The sequence below is a fragment of the Amycolatopsis sp. VS8301801F10 genome, from assembly GCF_046195355.1.
Classification (GTDB): domain Bacteria; phylum Actinomycetota; class Actinomycetes; order Mycobacteriales; family Pseudonocardiaceae; genus Amycolatopsis.
In genome coordinates, this window is record NZ_CP176065.1 from 6,483,662 (window position 1) to 6,506,987 (window position 23,326).

At 72.5% G+C, this 23,326-nt stretch carries 9 protein-coding genes and 1 pseudogene; 5 read left to right on the top strand and 5 right to left on the bottom strand.

Annotated elements, in window-relative coordinates; genetic code table 11:
* Positions 1-581: 581 nt before the first annotated feature.
* The gene (locus tag F9C11_RS30415; protein ID WP_409180783.1) at positions 582-3,497 is read right to left on the bottom strand and encodes an AAA family ATPase; all 2,916 of its coding nucleotides are present in this window, start codon (positions 3,495-3,497) and stop codon (positions 582-584) included.
* A 920-nt stretch (positions 3,498-4,417) separates the two neighbouring features.
* On the opposite strand from F9C11_RS30415, the gene F9C11_RS30420 reads away from it, so the two are divergent.
* From F9C11_RS30420 to F9C11_RS30435, 4 genes are all read left to right on the top strand, one after another.
* Positions 4,418-5,212: a thioesterase II family protein gene (locus F9C11_RS30420; RefSeq protein ID WP_409180784.1), complete on the top strand. Its 795-nt coding sequence runs from the start codon at positions 4,418-4,420 to the stop codon at positions 5,210-5,212.
* Between the two features lie 40 nt (positions 5,213-5,252).
* Positions 5,253-5,462, top strand: a complete 210-nt coding sequence (locus F9C11_RS30425; RefSeq protein WP_409180785.1) for a DUF5988 family protein — start codon at positions 5,253-5,255, stop codon at positions 5,460-5,462.
* 180 nt (positions 5,463-5,642) lie between these two features.
* Positions 5,643-6,878, top strand: coding sequence for a cytochrome P450 family protein (locus F9C11_RS30430; protein ID WP_409180786.1), 1,236 nt, complete (start codon positions 5,643-5,645; stop codon positions 6,876-6,878).
* Between the two features lie 113 nt (positions 6,879-6,991).
* Entirely contained in the window at positions 6,992-7,756 is a 765-nt protein-coding gene (locus tag F9C11_RS30435) for a thioesterase II family protein (protein ID WP_409180787.1), read from the top strand.
* Positions 7,757-7,822: 66 nt separating this feature from the next.
* On the opposite strand, the gene F9C11_RS30440 is transcribed toward F9C11_RS30435, so the two are convergent.
* Entirely contained in the window at positions 7,823-10,261 is a 2,439-nt protein-coding gene (locus F9C11_RS30440; protein WP_409180788.1) for a beta-glucosidase, read from the bottom strand.
* Between the two features lie 157 nt (positions 10,262-10,418).
* Positions 10,419-13,058 carry an AAA family ATPase gene (locus F9C11_RS30445; RefSeq protein ID WP_409180789.1) on the bottom strand — a complete coding sequence of 880 codons (2,640 nt, stop codon included), beginning with the start codon at positions 13,056-13,058 and terminating at the stop codon, positions 10,419-10,421.
* Between the two features lie 1,188 nt (positions 13,059-14,246).
* On the opposite strand from F9C11_RS30445, the gene F9C11_RS30450 reads away from it, so the two are divergent.
* Positions 14,247-14,681: a hypothetical protein gene (locus F9C11_RS30450; protein ID WP_409180790.1), complete on the top strand. Its 435-nt coding sequence runs from the start codon at positions 14,247-14,249 to the stop codon at positions 14,679-14,681.
* A 114-nt stretch (positions 14,682-14,795) separates the two neighbouring features.
* On the opposite strand, the gene F9C11_RS30455 is transcribed toward F9C11_RS30450, so the two are convergent.
* Both F9C11_RS30455 and F9C11_RS30460 read right to left on the bottom strand, forming a co-directional pair.
* Positions 14,796-17,117, bottom strand: coding sequence for an amino acid adenylation domain-containing protein (locus tag F9C11_RS30455; RefSeq protein ID WP_409180791.1), 2,322 nt, complete (start codon positions 17,115-17,117; stop codon positions 14,796-14,798).
* A 1-nt stretch (position 17,118) separates the two neighbouring features.
* A pseudogene (locus F9C11_RS30460) lies at positions 17,119-23,319 on the bottom strand (SDR family NAD(P)-dependent oxidoreductase); the annotation flags it as partial.
* Positions 23,320-23,326: the final 7 nt, after the last annotated feature.

Below are 23,326 nucleotides of genomic sequence, written 5' to 3' on the forward strand. Positions count from 1 at the left end.
GCCCAACACTCGCTTTCCGTCGCGCCGGAACGCATTCCGTCCCGGCAGCACCCGCGCGGACTCGTGCCGGAAAACGATCGCGCCGACAGCGTCCCGGCAATCGGGATTTCGTCGAATTCCGTTTTCCTGACTCGGAAATGGTCCAGCGAACGTAGCGATCGCCCGCGACGCCGGACAACCCCCTATGCGACGGCCGCACCCCGCTCCCTCACTTAGGGGGGTGACCCGGCGTTCAGGGCGCCGACCAGGGAAACCACGGGAGGGTCCGGTTAGGGGACGGTATTTGTGCCGGGGGGGTTGTCCCGCCTCCGGGGCGGGCTGATCGGGTGCGGATCCTGCCTTTTCGGCCGCGTTTCCGGAGCGGGCCTTGACCGGCAGTCCGTTCAGCGGGCTGAAAGGTTCCGACGGCCTGGCGTGTCATTCTTTTCGCGCGCCTCGAAATCGTCGCGAAACAAGGTTTCCGCTTGAGCCGCTGGCCCGGCAACGGCCGGTCCGCGGAGGCCGAATCGGCCGAGCAGGTGCTCGCGGATGCCACCCGGCGGAGGCACTGTTCAGTGCTCGCCTGCTGCTCGGCGATCCGTTCAGGGCGTGTCCGACCGCGGACCCCGCCCGGACACTTTCGGCTTCCCCGCCGTCCGCGTCCCGCCCGCCCGTGCCGCCTCCAGCTGGAGGTCCACCGGCAGGTCCGTCCGCTTGCTCACCTTCAGCTTCCGGAACACCCTGGTCAGATGCTGCTCCACCGTGCTCGGCGTGACGTGCAGCTTCGTCGAAATCTCCTGGTTGGTGTACCCGAACGACGCCAGCGTCGCCACCCGGTACTCCGACGACGTCAGGATCCGCAGGATCTGGTCGTTCTGCACAGCCGCGGCCGCGCCACCGGAGGAATCGGAGGCATCAGCCGACGGAGACGCCGGAGACGTCGAAGACGGCGGAGCCGCCTGTTCCGGCACTGTCCATTCGGCGCCCGGCTCCGGCCGGGGCTCCTCGCTTCCCCGCGGCGGCGTCACCTCCAGCCGGCACGCCTGGCCCAGCCGCCGCGCGCGCTGCAGCACCATCCGCGCCTTGGCGAACTGCTTCATCGCCTGGTGCGTCCGGCTCAGGTCGAACAGCGCCTGCGCCAGCTCCAGCCGATCGCCGCTGGCGTGCAGGACCTCGACGGTTTCCTTCAGCATGGCCAGCCGCGAGCTCACGTCCTCGGTCGCGGCGAGCATCCGCAGCGCGGCGCCGCGCACCCGCGGCGTGCGGAACCGGGGATGCGCCAGCTGCCGGTTCGCCAGTTCCCGTGCCCGGTCGGCGTCGCCGAGCCGAAGATGCGCCTTCGCGCTGTCGGTCCGCCACGGCGCGAGCGTGGGCGCTTCGAACCCCCACGCCGCCATCAGCTCCCGGCACCGCTCGAAATCGGCGAGCGCGGCCTCGACGCGGCCGGTCGCCAGGCAGTACCGGCCGCGGGCCCGCAGGTACGGCAGGCAGTAGCCGGAGCGGTACATCTCCTCCGGCACCGGCTGCCGCAGGTGTTCGCGGACCTCCTCGTGGTCGCCGATCACCGTGGCGACGCGGATCAGCACCGCCAGCGGCATCCCGATCGCGACGCCCCACCGTTCGGCTCCGACGGCCTCGATCGCGTCGTGCGCGTGGCCGGACGCCTTCGACAGTTCCCCGTACCGCAGCGCGATGTCCGCGCGGCAGGCCGAAAACACCGCCTGCCACCACGCCACTCCCCTGGCCTTCGCCTCCGCGAGCAGCGCGTCGCACCAGTTCGTCGCGGTCTCCAGGCGGTCGGCGTAGACCAGCGTGCGCAACGCCGACCACATCGGGCCGACCGTCAGGTCGTCGAGCGGCGTCGCCTCGAGGACGCTTTCCGCCTTCGAGACCGCGCCGGGCTCGTCCGCGCCGCCCAGCACCGTGATCAGCGCTTCCGACGCGGACGCCGTCCACCGCGCCGGCTCCGCGTCCTCGCGGGCCGCCGCGCCGGTCGCCTCCGCCCAGCGCGGCGCGAGCGCGGGATGCGCGTGCCGCAGCCAATGGCCGACGTCGGCCAGCGTGCTGTTCCGCGACCGCCGGCGGGCGTACTCGCGGCCGAGCCGGTCGAGGACGGGCTCGGCGTCCGGCTGTCTGCCCGCCCACAGCAGGCGCTGCACCAGGAAGACTTTCTGTTCCGGATCGAGGTCGCCGGCGCGCTCGTGCTCGCACAGAAGAGTCAGATGCCGGTCGGCGGCGGAACCGCCGCGCAGTTCGGCGCGGAGCAGCAGGACGCGCAGAGCGGCGGCCCGCGGTCCGTCCGGCTGGCCGGTCAGCGCGTGCTCCAGGTATTCGACGGCCCGTCCGGCGTCGTCCGCGCGCAGCGCTTCCTCGGCCGCGCTGTGCAGCTGCTCCACCGCCCACGCGTCCGGTTCGCCGCCCGCCGCGAGGAGATGCCGGGCCACCCGGCCCGCACCCGCCTTGTCCGCGTGCAGCGACCGCGCCGCCGTGACGTGCAGCTTCGCCAGGTCCTCCGGCTCCGTGCAGTCGATCACCGCCTCGCGGAAGGACCAGTCGCGGAAATCGTTGCCGTTCAGGAAACCCACTGTGCGCAGGGCCCGCAACGCGCGCGTGACGTCCGCGGGTCTGCGGTGCACGATCCCGCTGAGCCGCTCCACCGTGCTGTCCGGGCCGAGCACCGACACGACGCGGGCGAGCGCCAGCACGTCGGATCCGCTGCGCCGCAAGCACGTCAGCACCGCGTGCCGGAACGCGTCGCCGACCACCGGGCGCGCGTCCCGGCCGGGTTCCGGCCAGTCGAGCTGGTCTTCGATCAGCGCGCGCACCAGAAGCGGGTTTCCGCGGGTGATCGTGTAGCACCCCGCGGCCAGCCGCTCCGCCGAGTCCGGATCGAGATGCCGGGCCAGCAGCTTCGCCACCCCCGCCGCCGAGAGCGGCGCGAGATCCAGCCGCCGGAAGTGCCGCTGGCGGACCAGTTCGATGCGGTAGGACGGGTGCGCCGACCGGCCGTGCGCCAGCTCCGCCAGCAGCAGCATGATCCGGGCCGAGCGCGTGCGCTCGGCGAGCCGGAGCAGGCAGTCCATCGACGACGCGTCCACGTGCTGCGCGTCGTCGACGGTGATCAGCAGGGGCGTTCTCTCCGCCAGTTCCAGCGTCAGTTCGAGCACGAGGTTCGCGACGTCGAACGACGAAGGCGGACCACCGTCCGGGGGCCGCGCGATCAACCGCGTCAGCTCGAGGGTTTTCGCCCGCGGCACCGGCAACTCCCGGACGAGCCGCTCCAGGCTGCCGTACGCGCGGGTCTCGCGGTCGCGGTCTCCGGTCATCGTCAGCACGACCGCGCCCTCCCGCGCCCGCTGTTCGGCGAACGTGCGGAGCAGTTCGGTCTTCCCGCTGGCCACGGCGCCATTGACCAGAGCTATTCTCCCGTTCCCGGAATCCGTTTCGGAAAACAGCTCCTCCAGGAACTTCACTTCGTTTCCGCGCTCGATCAGCACTGCCGTCCTGCCCCCAAGCATCCGACAGCGGAACGCCGGGCAGCACGCCGCGGGAGTCGCCGATATCGCCCCCGGCGACTCGCCTCGCTCCCGGGAAGCCGCGCCGCTCCCGGGCGCACCGTTGCCTACCCCAGTTCGTTCCGCATTCTTTTTCCCCGTCTTGCCCGGCCGCCCCGCCCGGGGACGGGCCTGCCGGCGGACGCGGTCCCGGGGGCCGATTCCTCGCTCCCGCCCGCTCTTTCCCCGGACCCCGCCCCGGCGAAAGACGGCACCGCTGGTGAAACCACGAGGTCAGTCCCTGAACACCGACCCCGCGCCGGAGCCCTCGTTTCATCCCGCGCCCGGGCCGTCGCCGCGGCTATCGGCCGAGCCTTCGGCAGCCCCGGTCGCCGGCGCGCCACCGCCGGTCCCGCGCCGCCGAATGATTCGTCCGGACTGCCCCCACGATTCCCCCAGAGATGCGTTTCTGTCTATTCTTCGGCCATCCGGAAACTAGTGCGGCAGGCTCCCGTGTTCGGTCATCGGCGACAATGCCGGGTTCCTGTCCGTTTATTCCCGCCAACAGTGATCTTAGCGATCACCCACTGCGCTCGCAATCCCCCGCCACGCCGGCGAGCACGCCGTCGCGACCGTCGCACACCGCCGGTGACCTGCCCGAACACCGGCGTCCCAGGCACCGGGACCGTACGCCGTCGCGCCTCGCGTTTCACCTCTCTCCGGCGGGAATCGCCCGTCCGCGCGCGCCCGCGTTCCCCCTCCGTTCACCGGCCCGGCTGCGCTCGGTGAACGAAGCCGCCAATAGGGTGAAACAAGCTCGGGCTTTTCCGCCGGACCGACTGGGGGCGGCGCGGACTTATTAGGGGTTGATGCCCTCGCGGATCCTCCGGCACCCTCGAAACCGCGGTTTCTCGCATTCGCCGAGAGCGCGGACGACGAAAGGGATGCCCGTGTCCGGACAAGACAGCGGACAAGACAGCAGCCGGTGGATCCGGCGGTATCACCCCTGGGACGGGGCGCCGTTCCGGGTCGTCTGCTTTCCGCACGCGGGCGGGTCCGCGAGCTATTTCTTCCCGATGGCGAGGGCGTTGTCCTCGGCGGCCGACGTGCTGGCGGTCCAGTACCCGGGACGCCAGGACCGGCGGTCGGAACGGTGCCTGGAGAGCATCGCGGAACTCGCCGACGCGGCGGCCGAGGCCGTGCGGCCCTGGCTGGACCGGCCGACGGTGCTGTTCGGCCACAGCATGGGGGCCACCCTCGGTTTCGAGGTCGCCCGGCGGCTGGAAGCCGGCGGAGCCACCGAATTGCGGGCGCTGTTCGCCTCCGGCCGCGTCGCGCCGTCGCGGGCGCGGGACGAGCGGGTGCACCAGGAACCGGACGACGCCCGGTTCCTCGAAGCGGTCGAATCCCTCGGCGGCACCGACGCGCAGGTCTTCGGCGACGACGACCTGCTGCGGATGGTCCTTCCGGTGCTGCGCGCCGACTACCGGGCCGCCGAAACCTACCGCTGCCCGCCCGGGACGGTGGTCGAGATCCCGATCCACGTCCTGCTCGGCGAGGACGACCCCAAGGTGACCGTCGAAGAGGCCGAGGGCTGGCGCGACCACACCACCGCGTCCTGCACGCTGACCACCTATCCCGGCGGGCATTTCTATCTCGCCGCGCAGGCCCCGAAAGTCGTCCGGACGATCGTCGACGTGCTGGCGCCTGCCGGAAGCACCGCCGCCCGGACCCGGTGACGACTTGTCCTGAGATTGTCGAGCGAATGGGAGAATCACCATGGCACGCATCAAAGTCAACCTCGTCGGTTCCCCGTCCCGGCTCGCCCCGCTGGGCGACGGGCATTACGTGGACGACCTCACCGAGGACGTCAAGATCTGCGTCGACGGCGGATACGAGCACTTCTCGCACCGCGGGGAGTTCGAGGGGGCCGACGAGGCCCGCGTAGCGGTCTACCACTGGACGGGACGCACCAAGATCGCCGAGTGAGAAACCGGAGCGGCAGTGCGGGGAAACGGCTTTCGCCCCGCGCTGCCCGGCCGCTCCGGATACGGGGCGGGGCAACGGACTCAGGGGGGTGCCCGGCGATCGCGAAACGCTACGCTCCGGCAAAGCCCGAGCGCCCGCCGAACGGCGCGAAAATCACGCTTACCCGCGAGGCGGACTGAGATGAACGCGCAATTCGACACCGACGGCGACGCCGTCCTGCTCACCCCGCGCTTCGCGGACGACCCGTATGCGCTGTACGCGCTGCTGCGCACGCAGCGTCCGGTCACCAAGGTGCAGGTGCCCGGCGGGCCGCCCGCCTGGCTGGTCACCCGGTACGAGGACGTGCGCGCCGGGCTCGCCGACCGGCGGCTGTCCAAGGACGTCACGGCCGCGCTGGACGATCTGCGCGCGGCGGGCGCCGGGGTCGCGGCGGTGACGCTCGACGACTTCGACGCGCACGACCACATGCTCAACTCGGATCCGCCCAAGCACACCCGGCTGCGGAAGCTGGTCGCCAAGGCGTTCACCGCTCGCGCCGTCGCCGGGCTGCGCCCGCGGATCCAGGAGCTGGCGGAGGAACTGGTCGACGCGCTGGCCGAGCGCCTCGCCGGCGGCGAGCCGTCGGTCGACCTCATCGACGCGCTCGCGTTCCCGCTGCCGATGAAGGTGATCTGCGAGATCCTCGGCGTGCCGGAAGACCGCCGGGCCGCCTTCCGGAAATGGTCGCACGCGGTGCTGTCGCCCGCTTCGCCCGCGGAATTCGTGACCGCGTCGGCGGAGATGACGGAGTACCTTTCCGTGCTGGTGGCGGAAAAACGCGACCGCCCCGGCGAAGACATCCTCTCCGCGATCGTCGCGGAGGACGAGCACGGCGACCGGCTGTCGGACTCCGAAGCGACCGGGATGGCTTCGCTGCTGCTCGTGGCCGGGCACGAAACGACGATGAACCTGATCGGCAACGGCGTGCTCGCCCTGCTGAAGGACCGCGCCCAGTGGGACCGGCTGCGGCAGGAACCCGCGCTGCTGACCGGCGCGGTCGAAGAGTTCCTGCGCATCGACAGCCCGGTGAACACCGCGACCGTGCGGTTCGCGACCGAGCCGGTGACCATCGGCGCGACCACCGTCCCGCCCGGCTCGACCGTGCTGCTGGCGATCGGGTCGGCGAACCGGGACCCCGAGGTGTTCGAGCGGCCCGACGAGGTCGACCTGCGGCGCCCGCGGGGAAAGAGCCTCGCGTTCGGGCACGGCATCCACTACTGTCTCGGCGCCGCGCTGGCCCGGATGGAGGGCGAGATCGCCTTCCGGGTGCTCGCCGGCCGGCTGCCCACGCTCGCCCTCGCCGTCGAGCCCGGCTCGCTGAACTGGCAGTCCAGCCTGCTCATCCGCGGTCTCACCGCGCTGCCCGTCCGCGCCTGAGCGCCGGTTCCCGGGGCACGGCGCGAACATAGGGGTGTCCGCGCGGACCGGGTGCGAGGAGAGTGGGGAGCGACTACGGCCGCTTGCTGTGAACCGTGAAGGACGGATTGCGCGTGCCCAAAAGCATCAGTGACACGGAACCGTGGATCCGCCGGTTCCAGCCCGCCGACGAGGCGCCGACCCGGCTCGTCTGTTTCCCGCACGCCGGGGGTTCGGCCAGCTACTTCTTCCCGGTCGCCCGGACGCTCGCGCCGAAGCTGGACGTGCTGGCCGTGCAGTACCCCGGCCGCCAGGACCGGCGTTCCGAGCCGGGCATCGACAACGTGCCCGGCCTGGTGTCGGCGTGCCTGGAGAATCTCGTGCCCTGGCTGGACAAACCGGTCGTCCTTTTCGGACACAGCCTCGGCGCCACGGTGGCCTTCGAGGCGGCCAGGGTGCTCGCCGGACAGGGCCGTCCCCCGCTGGCGCTGGTCGTCACCGGGCGGCGGGCCCCGTCCCGGCACTTCCCGGAGCAGAACTACCTCGCCAGCGACGACCGGCTGATCGAGATCGTGCGCGAGCTGTCCGGCGACGAGGATCCGGTCTCGGGCAACGAGGAGATCCTCCGCATGTCGCTGCCCTCGATCCGCAACGACTTCAAGGCGGCCGAGACCTACCGCTACGAGCCGGGGGAGCCGCTGCCCTGCCCGATCCACGCGATGAGCGGAACCGCGGACCCGAAGGCCCCGCTGGAGGACGTGCGGGCCTGGGGCGAGCACACTTCCGGGCGCTTCGAGATGAAGGCTTTCCCCGGCGGGCACTTCTTCCTGAACGTGCACGGCGCGGCGGTGAACGCGGAGATCTCCCGGGTCGCCGGTTCCGCGCTGCGGTCCGCGTAGAGGTTTCCCCGCGGCGGAACCGGCGCGCCGGGCGAACGGGAACTCCCGCTCGCCCGGCCCCTCCCGTCAGCTGATCCGCACCGAACGGCTCAACGGCGTCACCGCGGCGGACGGACCCACCAGGACGTTCCGGTCCCCCGTCCCGACCCGCCAGCTCTTCGCCGACGTGTCCCAGTAGGTCAGCTCGTTCCCGTCGATCCGCATCTTCACCCGGGCGGACGCCCCCGCGGCCAGCTTGACCCGCTGGTATCCCGCCAGCGCCTTGGCCGCCTGCGGCGCCTTGACCTCCGGGCTGGCGCCCAGATACACCTGCGGCACTTCCTCGCCCGCCGCCGAACCCGTGTTGCACAAGGTGAATTCGACGTCGAGCCCGCCGTCGCGCCAGGCCGCCGACAGGTCCCGGTAGGCGAACTGGGTGTAGGTCAGCCCGTAGCCGAACGGGAACAGCGGCCGCACGCTGTTCTTGTCGTACCACCGGTAGCCAACCTGGATGCCCTCGGAGTACTGCACCGTGCCGTCCTTGCCCGGGTACGCCTCCGGCTTGCCGCCGACCGGGGTCTGGTCCAGTGACGCCGGGAAGGTCTGGGTCAGCCGTCCGCTGGGCGCGACATCGCCGTACAGCAGCCGCGCGGTCGCCTCGGCTCCTTGCTGGCCGGGGTACCACATGTCCAGCACCGCCTTGGTCTTGCCGAGCCACGGCATCGCGACCGACGAACCGGTGTTCAGCACCACCACGGTATTCGGGTTGGCGGCGGCGACCGCGGAGATCAGCTCGCTCTGGTAATCCGGCAGCGACAGCGAATCGCGGTCGATGCCCTCGCTCTCGTCGTCGTAGGCGAACACGACGGCGGTCTTGGCGTTCTTGGCCGCGGCGACGGCCTCGCCGAACTTCTGGTGGGCCTGGGTCGGCGTGAGCCACTTCAGCTTCGCGGTGATGTCGCCGTTGGCGAAACCGTCCAGCTGCCCCAGCGTGACCGGGACTTTGCCCGCCTCCAGGTGCACCCGCAGCGTCGCCGGGATGCCGGGGATGAACGCCTTCGCCCGTCCGCCGACGGTCAGCAGCGCGACGCCGGGACCGCTCACGTCGGCGGTGAACCGGTAGTCGCCGGTCTCGGGCACGTCCAGGGTCCCCTGGTGCACCTGGTTCGGCGCCACGGTGATCGCGCCGTCGGCGGCCGCGGGGAACTGGGGCGAGACCTGGGCGGCGGGGAGAGCCGCGTAGTCCTCGCTGACGCCTTGCGAGTAGGACACTCGCGCGCCCTTGCCCGCCCGCGCCGTGATCGTGTCCAGCGGGGACGACGCGTGCGCCGGGGTCACCAGCGAACTGCCCTTGCCGCCGACCTTCGGCACCTTCGCGGTGGGGCCGATCAACGCCAGATTCTGGCCCGCCGCACCGGAAAGCGGCAGCGTGCCGCCCTCGTTGCGCAGCAGCACCGCGCCCTGTTCGGCGACCTGCTGGGCCACCTTCGCCCCGGCGGCCGGGTCCTGGGCCGGCCGGGCCGGCGGCGGGGAGTCGAGCAGCCCGAAGCGGCCCATCTGGGTCACGATCCGGGTCACCGCGGTGTCCAAAGCGGACATCGGGATCGCGCCGCTGCCCAGCGCCGACTTCAGCGCCGAGCCGAGGAACTTGCTGTCCGGCATCTCCTGGTCGAGTCCCTTGACGAGGGAACCGGTGGACTGCGTGGCGTACCAGTCCGACATCACCCAGCCCTGGAAGCCCAGCTGCTGGCGCAGGATGTCGGTCAGCAGCGCCGAACTCCCGCAGGCCTGTTCGCCGTTGACCTTGTTGTAGGAGCACAGCACCGAGGCCGCGCCCGCGTCGACGGCCGCCTTGAACGGTTTCAGCTCGATCTCGTGCAGGGCCTGGTCGTCGATCCTGGCGTCGACGCTGTAGCGGTCCTGTTCCTGGTTGTTGCCCGCGAAGTGCTTGACCGAGGCCATCGCGCCGCGCGACTGGATGCCGGTGACTTCCGCCGCCGCGATGTGCGACGTGACGAGCGGGTCCTCGCTGAAGGTCTCGAAATTGCGCCCGCCGAGCGGCACCCGGATCGCGTTCATCATCGGGCCGAGCACCACGTCGGCGCCGAGCGCGCGGGCGTCGCCGCCCAGCACCGATCCGTACTGTTTGGCCAGTCCGTCGTTGAACGAGGACGCCAGCGCCACCGGAACGGGCAGCGCGGTGGCGGGTTTGCCGATCCGGACGCCCGCCGGCCCGTCGGTGATCCGCAGCGGCGGGATCCGCAGCCGCGGCACGCCGGGCACGAACCCCGCCTCCCCGATCGAATCCGGGTCCGCCGACCCGGAGACGAACGACAGCTTCTCGTCCAGGGTCATCTCCGCCACCAGCGCCCGCGCGCGCTCCGGGTCGAAGGAGGACCGCGGCCCGCCGAGGGACCCGCTGCCGGTCACCGCGTAGGCGGCCGCGCCGGGCAGCAGCACGGCGGCACAGGCCACCGTCGCCGCCCGCTTGGCGCGGCCGCGCAAAAACCTGCGTAATGCATTCATTCAACGCCCCAGAATTCTTGGGCGAACCCCCCGGTCCGGCTCCGGAACCCCCATGGCCGAACTGGACATTCGCACTTCCCGGCAATACCGTCACATTCCGGGCGTTCGCCGGCCCGCCCGCGATGTCCGGGCGGATTTTACACACCGCCGCGCCGGGTCAGCTCGCATCGCCGGCACAATCTGCCGTCCGGAGCCGTCCTGGCAGCTCCGCCCTGCTGCGCACCTGGAGTTTCCGGTAGACGCGGGTGAGGTGCTGTTCAACTGTGCTGACGGTGATGAACAGTTTCGCGCTGATCTCCCGGTTGGTCATGCCCAGCGCGGCCATCGTCGCCACCGGTTCCTCGGCGGTGCTCAGCAGCGAACTCCAGTTCCGCGGCACGGGTTTTTCCGGACGCGGCCGCGGTTTCCGCCGGGAAGCGGCCGGAGCCCCGTCGCCGGGCGCCGGACGCAGCCCGCGCCCGGCCGGTTCGCGCAGTGCGCGCACGAGCGCGAACCGGCCGATCTCCGCGTCCGGCCCGGCCGCGCCCGCGAGGCGCGCCGGCCGCCCGGCCGGATCTCCGCACAGGGCAAGGATTCGCAGCGACGCCGCGCCCGTCCCGCTGCCCGGCACACCGGGCAGTCCCCATTGCTGTTCGGCGATCCGCCGGGCTTCCTCGCGCCGCCCCAGCAGCAGCCACGCCGACGCCGCGCCCGAGCGCCACGGCACGAAGGCGGGCCGGTCCATCCGCCAGTGCCGCATCAAGCGGCCGCAGTCGAGGAAATCGGCCAGCGCGGGACGCGCCCGCCCGGTCTCCAGGTAGTGCATGCCGCGGGCGTAGAGGTACAGCGGGGCCGTCCGGCTGCCGGACATCGCTTCGGGCACCGGCAGCCGCAGCGCCGCGCCCGCCTCTTCGTGCCGGCCCAGCGCGGTCGAGGCGAGCACGAGGCCGGACAGCGGCAGTCCGGCGAAAACGCCCCAGTCCCGCAGGGAAAGGTGCTGCAGCGCGGCGCGTGCGTGCCGGAGCGCGTCCGCCGGGTCCCCGTACCGGACCGCGACCTCCGCCGCCGTCGCGGCGAAAATCGCCTGCCAGGTCGGCGATCGGCGTTCGGCCGCCGCGCGCTGCAGCCGATCGCACCAGTGTCGCGACTCGGCCGGGCGTTCGGAGTACACCAGGGTCAGCAGTGCGGCGTAATGGCTTTCGAACCGGTCCTCCGTCAACGGCCTTCCGTACAGCAGCCCCTCGGCCTCGCCGGCCGGAGAGCGCCCGTGCCCGTCCGTCAGCGCGCCGGTCAACGCCTCGGCGGCCTGCACGGCGTCGGCGTGGCGGGAGAACTGGCCTGCCCGCCGCTGCTCCGGCACGCTCTCCTCGGCGGGCACGCCGAGGAGCGGATACGAGCAGCGGATCCATTGCCGGACCGCGCGGATCTCGCGGGCGCTCCCGGCGTCCGCCGGATCGGCCGCCAGCCGCCAGCGGTCGAGCAGCTGCCGGGCTTCCGCGATCTCGCCCTGCCACACCAGACAGCGGGCCAGCACGCCGGTGTCGCGGTCGTCCAACAGGCCGCGCCGCTGTGCGCTGCCGAGCGCCCGCAGGTGCCGGGCGGCGACGAACGGGTTGTTCCGCCACTGGATCCGGACGAGGTCGGCGGCGATCGCGGCCGATTCGGCGATCCCGCCCGAGGCTCGCAGCGCCAGCTCCAGACAGGCGATCGCGAAGGACGGGTCCGCCTCGAGCCGGGCTTCGGCCGCGGCCTGCCGGAGCGCGGCAGCCATCCACGGGTCCGGCGCCTCCCCGGCAGCGACCAGCTGCTCGGCGATCGCCCGCGACCGCGCGCCCGTGTCGCGCAGCACGCGCGCGGCGGCCAGCCGCAGCTCCGCGCCTGCCTGGAGCACCAGGGTTTCCCCGACCGCGGCGGCCACCAGCGGATGCCGGAACTTCCCGTCCACGAGCAGCCCGGTCTCGGTCGTCATGCGCAGCGCTAGCTCCACCTCGTGCGTGCTCAGGCCCAGCAGCCGGGCCAGCGCGGGACGGTCCGCGCCGCCCAGGATCGCCAGGCCGCAGGCCACCCGCACCGCGGCCGGGCCCACCCGGTGCAGGCAGGCCGACACCGCGCAGCGGAAGTTCTCCGGAGCCGGGGCGGCGCCGGTTTCCCGGCGGTCCGCGAGCAAGGCGGCGAGCAGCAGCGGATTTCCGCCGGTGGCGGCGTAGCAGAGTTCGTCGGCGTGCTCCGGCCCGGCGAACCGGGCGGTCTCGGCGGGCGAGAGCAGTTCCAGCCGGATCCGCTCGCATCCGGGATGGCGGGACAGTTCCGCGGTGAAGGAGCGCACGTTCTCCTGCGCCGGGCTCAGTTCGCTGAACAGGAACAGCACCGGCTCCTCGTGCGTGCGGCGCTGCAGGTGCAGCAGCGCGTGCCGGGATTCGGCGTCCGCGAAATGGAGGTCGTCGACCACGACCACCACCGGACGGTCGGCCGCCAGCGCCAGCACGGCGTCGCAGAACTGCCGGCCGCGGGCGTCCGCGTCGCGCCCCTCGGCGATTCCGCCCGGGGCTCCGGTCTCCGGCAGGCCGAGCAGAAGCTGGTCCACCACCCCGAAACCGACGCGCTGCTCCGTCCGCGCCGCCGAGGCGCGCAGCACCACCGAGCCGGAGCCGGACAGCTCGTCGGTGAAGCGGCGGATCAGGTCCGTCTTGCCCGCCGTCGCCGGACCGGTGAGCAGCACCGTGCCCGCGCGGCCCTCGGCAGCCCGCCGGTGGGCCTCTCTCAGCTTCCCCAGCTCCGGGCCCCGGCTCCCCCGCCGTCCCGAGCGAATCCGCTTCATCGGACTGGCCTCCTCGTGTCTTTCCTCGTCGGTTCGCCAGTGCCGCGGAATGTCCTGAGTGGAGGGTGGAAGCGCGGGAAAGGGCATTGGCGCGCCAGGGGGAACGGGCCGCCGCTCGCCGGGACGCCGCTGACGGCGTCCGGACAGGACACGCCCGGCCGACGCGGTCGGCGCGCCCCGGCCTCGCGCGCACCGGCCGCCCGGATTCCCCGCGGCCGTCCGGCCCGGGTTCTCGCGGTCCCGGGAGACCCGGCGCCGCACCCGGCCCCGGATCGCCTCGCCCGCTTTTTCTCGCCTGCCTGCTCTCCGGCAGTTACCTCCCCCGCGGCAGTGCTTCCCGCGCGGGAGAGGGCATGCGGGAACGCGTCGCACGGGCGGGATCGTGTTTCCCCAGACCGCCCGGCTCGGCCGTGCCCGCAGACGACGCCCCCGACGTCGCCGACGACTCACGACAGCGGGTCCGCGACCTCCCCCGACGGCCTGCCGCCGGCGCGGAAAATCGGAACCCTGCCGCTTTTTCCGGCAAAGCTTGTTTTGTCTCGCTGCTTCACGGCTGAACGCGCTTGATAATGTCCCCCATTATCGAATAGTCGACACGCCCCAGCCCCCGTTCAACTGCCAGTCGAACATATCAACGGCCCAGCAGGCATGTCAACGACTCACCGGACAGGGCGCGGCGGCAGGAGTTTTTCCCCTCCGCGTCTCCCGCCGTCCCCTCCCCTGCTGCCCCGATCTGGCCGGTGAACTGGCGGTTCTCTTGATCGAAGCGGGACAGCCCCGTTCCCGGCGCGAGCGGCTCCCCGGGCCGTCCCGGACCCCGCGGGGCCGGTCCGGGGCCGGGCGGACGGTCCGCCGCGCCGGCTCGCCGGGGAATTAGGCCGCCGTTCACCGGCCCTTTCCCGGGCCGGCGAGCGCATTCGCCTGCCGCCCCGTCCGGCCATTAATGCTTTTCCGTGGGATGATCGCCGCGTCGTTGACACCGGCCGACGGGTACTGCTATTCACTTCCTCAGCCAGGCTTCCGGGTTCGACGGCGCACACGCCGTCGCCGCCGGAACCGCCGGGGAGCGAAGTGTGGCTGTCCCTACTCGGCCGGACGTCCAGACCCATACCGGACAGCCCGGCCGGTCAGTAGCTTCGAATGCATCGCAAGACCTCAGAACGCACCACCAGACTTAAGGAACCGGACATGGCCAACTTCACGATCGACACCGCGGCGCTCAACGACCCCCGCACCAAGCAGGCGTTCGACACGATCAAGAAGTGCGTCGGCTTCTTCGGCATCGTCTGCGCCATCGTGCTCGGCACCTGCGTGGTGGTCGCCTTCATGCACCAGCCGGTCACGACGTTCATGTGGGTGCGGGGCGCGATCCTGCTCCTGGTCGCCCCGCTGATGCTGAGCTGGGTGAAGAAGGCCGCCAACGGCGCGGCGGGCCCGTACGACCGGCTCGCCACCGTCTCGATCATCCTGCCGATCGCGATCATCGCGGTGGACCTGATCCCGGGCATCTGCCCGACCTGGTACGCCGTCATCCAGGGCATCGGCGCGCTGCCGCTGATCGGGGTCGCGGTGCTGACCCGCAACAGCCAGGTCCGCGCGGCGTTCCGCAAGGAAAAGAAGTAACGCTCCGGCCGAGCGCCCTCGTCGATCGTCGAACAGCCCCCTCGGTTCCCGAGGGGGCTGTTCGCTGTCCGTCCCCCGGAAACGGGAGTGCGCAAGGTTTTTCCGCTTGGCGGTTTACTGATCCGATGTGGCTCCGGCCAACGGAACCCGCTCTGCGAGAGCCCGCGGAGTGCGGCATTCGAAGAACTCGGTGAGACCGACCGACACCCCGCTCACCTTGTGCAGTTCCTGCATCGCCACCGCCGCCAGCATCGAATTCCCTCCGTGGGCGAAGAAATCGGTGTCCTCGTCCACGTCGTCGCGACGCAGCACAGCGCGCCAGACTTCGACCAACCGGTCGGTGATCGGCGCAGGACCCGGCGGCTCCGCCGCGCCGGTGCGAGGCCGTTCCGCCAGCGAACGGTCCAGTGCCGGATAGTCGACTTTCCCGTTGGCGTTGACCGGGATCGGATCGAAGACCCGAAGCTCGCCGACGGTCATCGAGGCGGGGAGGCGTTCGCGCAGGTGCTCCCGGACGCTGTCCAGGTCCACCCCGCTCCCGGACGGCTCCAGGCAGCCGACGAGCACGGCGTCGGCCGTCGGGTCGCCGACGACCAGGACCGCGGCGGCGGCGACTTCGGGGTGGGCCAGCAGGGTCGTTTCGATCTCGCCCAGTTCGATCCGGTTGCCGCGCAGCTTGACCTGGCGGTCGCCGCGGCCGAAGAGGTCCAGGGTGCCGTCGGCGCGCCAGGCGGCCAGGTCTCCGGTGCGGTAGAAGCGGCCGTGCACCGGGTGCGTGCCGAAGCGGGCCGCGTTCAGTTCCGGGCGGTCGTGGTAGCCGATGGCCACTCCGGAGCCGGAGATGCACAGTTCGCCGCGGACGCCGACCGGCAGTTCCCGGTCGTGGCGGTCCACGACGTGCACCCGGGTGTTGGCGATCGGGCCGCCGACGTCGAGCCGGGGCCCGGGATCGCCGGAGACGACGCGGGAAGTCGACCAGATCGCGGTTTCGGTCGGACCGTACGCGTGGTGCAGCACGCAGCCGGCGCTCAGCAGGCGACGGGCCAGCGGCACCGGAACCGGTTCGCCGCCGGTGACGACGCTGCGGCCGCGCAAGCAGTCCGCCATGCGGTCGAGGACCAGCCGCCAAGTGGTCGGGGTGGCCTGCACGAACCGCGCGTCGTACCGTTCGACCAGTTCGCGCAGCACCCGGCCGTCGCTGCGGGCCGCGTCCGGCGCGGCGGCGAGGCGGGCGCCGGAGACCAGGGACACGAACAGTTCCACGCCGGACATGTCGAAGGCGAAGGTGGTCGTCCACAGCATCGTGTCCGCCGGGCCGGCGTCCAGTTGCCGGGCGAAGTGGCCCGCGACGTTGGCCAGCGCGCCGTGCGTGATGAGTGTCCCTTTAGGACGTCCGGTGGAACCGGAGGTGTAGATCAGGTACGCGCAGGAGGCCGGATCCGGCGCCGGGGGCGCGCTCTGGTCCGCCGGGGGCGCGTCCTCGGCGGGGGAAGCGGACAGCACGGCGAGGCCGGGCGTGGCGAAGCGGCCCATGTTTCCCGCCGCTATCAGGATTTTCGCGCCCGAGTCGGCGAGCTGGTAGCGGATCCGGTCCTCGGGGTGTGTCGCGTCCAGGGGCACGTAGGCCGCGCCGGCGAGCCAGGCGCCGAGGACCGCGGCGACGAGTTCGGGGCCGCGCGGGAGCGCGATGGCCACCCGGTCCCCCGGGCCGATCCCGGCTTCCCGGAGCACGGCGCATTGAGCGACGGCCGCGTGCCACAGCTGGCCGTAGCCGACGAAGCGATCCCCTTCGCCGACAGCGCTGGTCTCAGGTGCGCGCACGGCGCGGGCGTGGACGGCCTCGAGCACCGACGCCGGTTCGACGGGTCGCGCGGTGTCGTTGGCCGCTGAGATGATTTCGTGGTCCTTCGCGCTCCACCACGGCAGGTCGCCGACGCGGCCCCCGGGATCCTCGGCCACGGCGGAAAGCACTGTCTCGTACCGGGCCAGCAGCAGGCGGACCTGCTCTTCGGGCAGGAGTTCGGGCCGGTACCAGCCCGTAACCAGGTCGCCGTCGACAGCGAACTCGAGTTCGGCGCCGTCGCCGGCGCCGAGGCCCCGGGAGAACGCGTACCGCGCGCGCCCGGACGGCTCCGCGGGAGTTTCCCCTTGCCGGACAAGAAGTTCCCGGACGGTCCACAATGGATCGACGAGCAGCCGCCTGCTCGCCTTGCCGAGGAACAGGTCCCGTCCGGCGCCGTGCTTTTCGAGCAGCACGGCGTAGGCGCCGAGCAGCACCTCGAACTCCGGGACGCCAAGGGATCCGGCCTGTGCGCGGACGGCGCGGGCCGTCTCCGCGGACAGCCGGTGCCCGATCCGCGCGGCCGCGGCCGGTTCGCCGGAAGCCGGTGCCACGCAAGCCAGTTCTTCGCCCAGCCAGACGCGCGTCGTGTCCATGTCAGATACCCAGTTCCTTGTCGATGAGATCGAAGATCTCGTCGTCGGTCGCCGCGGCGAGGTCGTCGTCGGAACCGCCGCCGGACCCGGGAACCGGTGCGCTGCCCCGGAATTCCTCCGCCAGCAGCTCCAGCCGGTCCGCCAGGCGGGCCCTGGCCGCGTCCCGCGCGCCGATCCCGGCCAGCAGCGACCGCAGCCGGTCCAGCTCGGCCAGCACCGGACGGTGGTCCGCTTCCCGGCCGGCGAGCTGCTCGTGCAGGTAGCGGGCGAGGTCCGCCGGGGTCGGATGGTCGAAGACCACCGCGGCGGGCAGCCGGAGGCCGAGCGCGCCGCTGAGCCGGTTGCGGAATTCCAGCGCGGTCAGCGAATCGAAGCCGAGCTGGCGGAAGTACCGGGTCGCCTCGACCGATCCCGGACCGGATTTCCCGAGCACCAGAGCCGCCTGCGCGAGCACCGCGTTCAGGACCGCGCCCTCGCGCTGTTCGGGCGGCAGCTCGGCGAGTTCCCTGGCCAGCGCGCTGGTCCGGCCCGGGTCGGCGGCTCCGGCGGCCCGCCGTCCCGGCCGGACCAGCGCGGTCATCAGCGCGGGGACCGGGCTGCCGGAACGGCGCAGCGCGCCCAGGTCCAGCCGGGCGGTGACCAGCAGCGGGTCCGTCCGCCCGGTGGCGGCGTCCAGCAGCGAGAGCCCGTCGGCCGCGGCGAGCGGGCGCAGGCCGTGGCGGGTCATCCGCTGCCGCCCGGCTTCGGTGAGTTCCCCGGCCATGCCGTCCTCCCACGGGCCCCAGGCCAGCGAGGCGGCGGGCAGTCCTTGCTGGCGGCGGTGCGCGGCGAGCGCGTCGAGGAAGGTGTTGCCCGCCGCGTAGTTGGCTTGCCCGGGACTGCCCCAGACCCCGGCGACCGAGGAGAACAGGGTGAAGGTGTCGAGGTCGAGGTGCCTGGTCAGCTCGTGGAGGTTCCACGCGGCGTCGGCCTTGGGGCGCATCGCCTGGCGGATCTGCTCCGGGGTGAGCGAGCCGACGACGCCGTCGTCGAGCACGCCCGCGGCGTGGACCACGCCGGTCAGCGGCTCGGTCTCGGGCAGTCCGGCGAGCACTTCGGCGAGCTGGTCGCGGTCGGCGACGTCGCAGGCGATCACCCGCACTCCCGCCCCGGACCGGGCCAGTTCGCCCGCCAGTTCGGGCATGCCCGCCGCGCCCATGCCCCGCCGCGAGGCGAGCAGCAGGTTCCTGGCCCCGCCCGGCCGCGCCAGGTGCCGGGCGACCAGTCCGCCGAGCGTGCCGGACGCCCCGGTCACCAGCACGGTCCCCGCCCGGCCGGACGGCGCGGGCACGGTCAGCACGATCTTCTCCGGCCCGCCGCGGTCCGCCCGGGCGAACGCGGCCGCCGCGTGCCGGATGTCCCAGCACTCCACCGGCAACGGGCGCAGCACGCCCTCGGCGAGCGGGGCGGACAACGAGGCCAGCAGCGGGCCGAACGCCTCGGGAGCCGGAAGCCGGTCGACCCGCACGGTTTCCCGTCCGGGAGCCGCGGCGGCGTTCTCGGTGCAGTGCTCCTCGTCGAGTCCCGCTTCGGACAGCACGCGCCACGCGGACCGTTCCGCGACCGCGACGACGTCCGCGCCCCGAAGCCGGGCCAGCCGCACCGCGGCCAGCCCGGCCGCCGACGCGGCGTCGTGGATGAGCACTCGCTGTCCTGGGCGGAGGTCGGCCACCGCGTGCCACGCGGCGAGGAACGCCAGCGGAGCGGCGGCCGCCTGCGGGTGCGACCAGCCCGCGGGGATCGGCAGCAGCAACCGGGCATCGGCCGCCGCGGTGGAGCCGAACGCGCCGTCGAACACGCCCAGGACCGCGTCCCCGACGGCGAACCGGGTCACGCCGGGGCCGGTTTCCAGCACCACTCCGGCAGCTTCCCGGCCCAGGGGCCCGGAGCCGCCGTCCCGCACGGTGCGCACGTCTTCGGCGTTCACCCCGGCGGCGCGGATGCCCACCCGGACCTCGCCGTCCGCCAGCGGGACACGGTCTTTTTCGCGCAGTACCAGGTTTTCCGGCGAAGGCCCGGCGAAGCCGAGGCGCCAGTCCGGTCCGGTGGGCACGGCGAGGCCGTCCGCTTCGGCCCGGTGCAGGCGCGGCACCAGCACTTCCGCGCCGCGGATCGCGAATTCGGGTTCGCGCAGCGCGGTCGCGGCCAGCACCAGCGCGCCGGCGCCGTCGACCCGGTCCACGTCGGCCAGCGCGATCCGCTCCGGGTGTTCGCCCGCGGCGCCGCGGATCAGGCCGACGACCCCGGCCCCGTCCAGGCGGACGCCGACGCCGGGCGTCGCGGCCACGGCTCGTTCGGTCACCACCACCAGCTGCGAACTCTCCACCGCGTCCGCGGCGAGCCAATCGCGTACCACGTCCAGCACGCGCAGCACGGCTTCGCGGGCCTGTCCGGCGACGCCTTCCGCCGGGTCCTCGCCGCGAGGGCAGCAGACGACGACCACCTCGGGCACCGCGGCCCCGGCCTCGACCGCGGCGACCAGCTCCGCGACGTCCGCGTAGCCCACCGCGCCCGGCACGGCCAGTCCGCCGTCGCCGCCGAGGACCGCCGGCGAAAAGACGGGAGCCGCGTCGGGCAGCTCGACTGGCGCCCATTCGATCCGGAACAGCCCGTCGTGGGTGCGGTCCAGCGAAGCGGCGGTAAACGGGGTCAGCACCACCGACTGCGCGGAGGCGACGAGCTGTCCGGCCGGGTCGGCCAACGCCACCTCGACGCCCTCGGCGGCCGGAGCCACGCGGACCCGCGTCGCGATCGCGCCGGAGGCGTGCACGTCCACACCGCTCCACATGGTGGGCAGCGACGGCGCGCCGCCGGTGGACTCGGCCAGCTGGGTCAGGTGCAGGGCGGCGTCGAGCAACGCGGGGTGGACGCCGTATCCGGCGACGTCGGCGCCCTCGGGCAGGGCTACGTCCGCGAAAACCTCGTCGCCGCGTCGCCACGCCGCGCGGACGCAGCGCACGGCGGGCCCGTAGCTGGCTCCCGACGCGGCCAATTCTTCGTACAGCGCAGTGACATCGACAGTTTCCGCGCCGGACGGGGGCCACTGCGAACTCCACGAGGCCAGTCCGGCGCCGTGGCCGCCAGGGGCGAGCGTGCCGGACGCGTGCCGCGCCCACGGAGCGTCGCCGATCCGCGTGTACACCGCCACCGGCCGCCGCTCGGCCGCGTCCGCTTCGCCGACGGCGACCTGCATCGACAGGCTGTCCCGGCTCGGCAGCACCGCCGGCGTCTCGACGAGCAGTTCTTCGAGCCGCCCGCATCCGACCTCGTCCCCGGCGCGGATCGCCAGGTCCGCCAGCGCCGCGGCGGGCAGGATCGTCCGGCCCGCCAGCGTCGAGTCCACGAGCCAGGACGGGGTTCCCGGCGCGAGGCGACCGGTGAGCACGACCCCGCCGGTGGCGGGCAGCTCCGCGACGGCGCCCAGGAGCGGATGTTCGGCGCTGCGCAGGCCGAGGTCGTCGGCACGGCCGCCCGCGACCGCGGTGAGCCAGTACCGCTGGTGCTGGAACGCATAGGTGGGCAGATCGACCCGCCGAGCGCCCGTGCCGTCGAAAACGTTGTGCCAGTCGAAATCCAGGCCGCGAACGTACACTTTGGACACCGCCGTCAGCAGCGCACGGACCTCGTCGCGTCCGCGCCGCGCCACCGGAATCCACGCCTCGTCCACGCCGTCGGGACGGCTCAACGGACCCATTCCCGACAGAACCCCGTCCGGGCCCACCTCGACAAACGTCCGCACCCCCAGCTCCCGCAAGGTGCCCGCCACGTCCGAGAAGCGCACTGCCTCGCGCACATGCCGCACCCAATAGCCCGGGTCCGTCACCTCGTCGCCGACTACGGCCCCGGTCAGCCCGGACACCAGCGGCAGCTCCGGCCGACGGCACTCCACCGAGTTCACTACGTCGGCGAACCGCGCCAGCATCGGCTCCATCAACGGCGAATGAAACGCATGCGACACCGACAACCGCTTCGTCCGGCATCCCTTCAGCTCCGCCGCGGCCGCGAGAACCTCGTCCTCCACCCCGGAAATCACCACCGCCGTCGGCCCGTTCACCGCAGCTATACCCACCCCGGCGCGACCCGCGATCACCTCCGACACCTGGTCCGCGGTCGCCTCCACCGCCACCATCGCCCCGCCAGTAGGCAACTCCTGCATCAACCGACCGCGCGCGGCCACCACCGCACACGCGTCAGGCAGCGACCACACCCCGGCCACATGAGCGGCCGCCAACTCGCCGATCGAATGACCCGCCACCGCATTCGGCCGCATTCCCCACGATTCCAGCAGCCGGAACATCGCGACCTCGGTCGCGAACAACCCGGACTGCGCCCACACCGTGTCGTTGATGTCCCCGTACTCGCCCCGGATCACCGCCGCGGGCGAACCGTCCAAATGCTTCTCCAGTTCGGCACACACCGCATCGAAGGCTTCCGCGAACACCGGAAACACCGAATACAGGCCCAACCCCATGCTCAAGCGCTGCGCACCCTGCCCGGTGAAGACGTAACCGAGCTTCCCCAGCGAACCCGCCACGCCCGACACCACACCAGCAGACTCGCAGCCCTCGGCCAGTGCGGCCAACCCCGCATCGTGGTCGCCCAGCACCACCGCCCGGTGTTCCAGGGCTGCCCGGCCCGCCAGCGACCACCCCACATCCACCGACCCGTCAGCCTGCCCCGCCAACCGGGCAGCTTGCGCCGCCAGCCCTTCCGCCGAACGCGCCGACACCACCCACGGCACCACCGGCAACACCACATCAGCCTCAGCAGGAGCATCCGCACCTTCCGGCGCCTGCTCCACGATCACATGCGCATTCGTCCCGGAAAACCCGAACGACGACACGCCCGCCCGGCGAGGACGATCGCCCACCTCCGGCCACGACACCGCCTCGGTCGCCAGCCGGACCGCACCCGATTCCCAGTCCACCCGGGACGATGGCTTGTCGGCGTGCAACGTCGCGGGCACCACGCCCCGACGGATCGCCGAGACCATCTTGATCACCCCGGCCACCCCCGCGGCCGCCTGTGCGTGGCCGATGTTCGACTTCACCGAACCCAGCAGCAGCGGCCGATCCGCAGGCCGGTCCTGTCCGTACGTGGCCAGCAGCGCTTCCGCCTCGATCGGATCGCCCAGCCGGGTCCCGGTCCCGTGTCCGTCCACGACGTCCACGCCGTCCGGCCCCACCCCCGCACGCGCCAACGCAGCACGGATCACCCGCTGCTGCGAAGGACCGTTCGGCGCCGTCAAGCCATTCGACGCACCGTCCTGGTTCACCGCGCTGCCAGCCACCACCGCCAGCACCCGATGCCCGTTGCGCCGCGCATCCGACAGCCGTTCCAGCACCAAAACCCCAGAGCCCTCGCCCCAGCCGACACCGTCCGCACCGTCCCCATAGGACTTGCACCGGCCGTCCGGAGACAGGCCCCGCTGCCGCGAAAAGTCGATGAACGTGGCCGGGGTGGACATCACCGTCACGCCGCCAGCCAGCGCCAGCGAGCACTCCCCCGCGTTCAAAGACTGTGCGGCCAAATGCAGCGCGACCAACGAAGAAGAACACGCGGTGTCCACCGTCACCGCCGGACCTTCCAAGCCCAGCGCGTAGGAGATCCGGCCGGAGGCGATCGAGCCCATGTTTCCGGTGGCGAGGTAGCCCTCGGACTGCTCGCGCGCCTGGTTCCAGATCAGGTAGTCGTGGTAGAACAGCCCCGCGAACACCCCGGTGTCGCCGCCTCGCAACGAGTTCGGGTCGATCCCGGCGTCCTCCAACGCCTCCCACGACGTCTCCAGATACACCCGCTGCTGCGGATCCATCGCCAGCGCCTCGCGCGGGCTGATGCCGAAGAACTCCGCGTCGAATCCGCTTGCCCCGTAGAGGAAACCGCCCTCCGCGCAGATGCTCTTGCCGAGCGCGTCCGGATCGGGGTCGAGCAGGTCGGCGGGCCAGCCGCGGTCGGCCGGCAGCGGGCCGATCGCGTCGGTGCGCGCTTCGAGCAGCTCCCACAGCTGGCCCGGGGACGAGACCCCGCCGGGGAACCGGCAGGCCATGCCCACGATGGCGACGGGTTCCTGCTGGCGCTCCTCGGCTTCGCGGAGGCGCTCGCGGGTCTGGTGCAGTTCGGCGGTGACCCGTTTCAGATAGTCGCGGAGCTTGTCCTCGTTCGACATCCGG

Excerpts from the sequence above, each read along its gene's own strand:
- F9C11_RS30415 (WP_409180783.1), bottom strand. The coding sequence starts at position 3,497 with ATGCTTGGGGGCAGGACGGCAGTGCTGATCGAGCGCGGAAACGAAGTG.
- F9C11_RS30420 (WP_409180784.1), top strand. The coding sequence starts at position 4,418 with ATGCCCGTGTCCGGACAAGACAGCGGACAAGACAGCAGCCGGTGGATC.
- F9C11_RS30425 (WP_409180785.1), top strand. The coding sequence starts at position 5,253 with ATGGCACGCATCAAAGTCAACCTCGTCGGTTCCCCGTCCCGGCTCGCC.
- F9C11_RS30430 (WP_409180786.1), top strand. The coding sequence starts at position 5,643 with ATGAACGCGCAATTCGACACCGACGGCGACGCCGTCCTGCTCACCCCG.
- F9C11_RS30440 (WP_409180788.1), bottom strand. The coding sequence starts at position 10,261 with ATGAATGCATTACGCAGGTTTTTGCGCGGCCGCGCCAAGCGGGCGGCG.
- F9C11_RS30445 (WP_409180789.1), bottom strand. The coding sequence starts at position 13,058 with ATGAAGCGGATTCGCTCGGGACGGCGGGGGAGCCGGGGCCCGGAGCTG.
- F9C11_RS30450 (WP_409180790.1), top strand. The coding sequence starts at position 14,247 with ATGGCCAACTTCACGATCGACACCGCGGCGCTCAACGACCCCCGCACC.
- F9C11_RS30455 (WP_409180791.1), bottom strand. The coding sequence starts at position 17,117 with ATGGACACGACGCGCGTCTGGCTGGGCGAAGAACTGGCTTGCGTGGCA.